Origin of the sequence: Bradyrhizobium sp. 31Argb, from assembly GCF_043638955.1 — a bacterium.
In the GTDB taxonomy this organism is placed as follows: Bacteria; Pseudomonadota; Alphaproteobacteria; order Rhizobiales; family Xanthobacteraceae; genus Bradyrhizobium.
In genome coordinates, this window is record NZ_JBEGDB010000633.1 from 1 (window position 1) to 995 (window position 995).

Annotated in this window: 2 protein-coding genes; both read left to right on the plus strand. The window is 56.1% G+C overall.

Annotated features, from left to right (window positions below; all coding sequences use genetic code 11):
- Nucleotides 1-366 (plus strand): transposase (locus AAFX91_RS41965; RefSeq protein ID WP_394570384.1); only part of this gene is annotated, 366 nt, incomplete at its 5' end.
- Nucleotides 285-854 carry an IS110 family transposase gene (locus AAFX91_RS41970; RefSeq protein WP_394570385.1) on the plus strand — a complete coding sequence of 190 codons (570 nt, stop codon included), beginning with the start codon at nucleotides 285-287 and terminating at the stop codon, nucleotides 852-854. The genes AAFX91_RS41965 and AAFX91_RS41970, both read left to right, overlap by 82 nt.
- Nucleotides 855-995 lie beyond the last annotated feature (141 nt).

A 995-nucleotide genomic window follows, 5' to 3' on the forward strand; every position in this document is an offset into this window, starting at 1 on the left:
GTCCGGTTTGATGAGCGGGGAGAGGAAACGGAACGCGCAACAAGCGCATCACCGCGCCTCTCCTCGACTCTACTCAAACGAAACAAGACCGATGTGGCGGACGCAGAAGCCATTTGCGAGGCCGTCACCCGTCCGACAATGCGGTTCGTACCCGTCAAGACTGCGGAACAGCAAGCAGCCGGCATGATTTTGCGAACGCGAGAGCTGCTGATAAAGCAACGCAGCCAGACTGCAAATGCCCTGCGCGCTCATATGGCCGAATTAGGCATTATCGCGGGACAGGCATGGCAAGCATTGCAAAACTCCTGGTGCTTCTCCGGGATGAGGATAACAACAGAATCCCTTGCGCCGCCCGGTTTGCCCTGATCCAATTCGCTGAGCAGATTGAGGTGCTTACAAGCCGCATAGAGAAGCTCGACAAAGAAATTTTGGCTGCCGTCAGGAAGGACCCCGATGCGAGACGTCTGATGAGCATACCCGGTGTCGGTCCTCTCATCGCCGCCACCGTTCGGACATCAGTCTTGGATCCTCAGGGCTTTGCGACCGCACGAGATTTTGCGGCTTGGACGGGACTAACACCGAGAGCACAGTCGAGCGGCGGGAAAGAAAGACTCGGGGCGATATCAAAGCGGGGAAATAGGCAACTACGAACGCTCTTAATCGTCGGTGCGACCTCTATCATCAAACTTGCCAAACGAGGCTTGAAAGTCCCGCTCTGGATTCGGACAATGCTGCAAAGACGGCCAGTCAAGGTAGTATCGGTGGCGCTTGCCAATAAAATTGCGCGCACCATTTGGGCCCTCCTGGTCAGAGGCGGCATCTATCAGGCGCCGGCAGCAATGCTGAAATCCTAATCTGAAGAGCTCACCGGCAGAAGTAGAGAGCTGCCGAGGAGGCAAGTGCGAATCTGGATGAACCTTGCATATTTCACTGATGGTGAGCAGCGATTTCGCGCGATCATGAGCGCCGAATTCAGACGATCGTGAGCAGCCCGC

Excerpts from the sequence above, each read along its gene's own strand:
- AAFX91_RS41970 (WP_394570385.1), top strand. The coding sequence starts at position 285 with ATGGCAAGCATTGCAAAACTCCTGGTGCTTCTCCGGGATGAGGATAAC.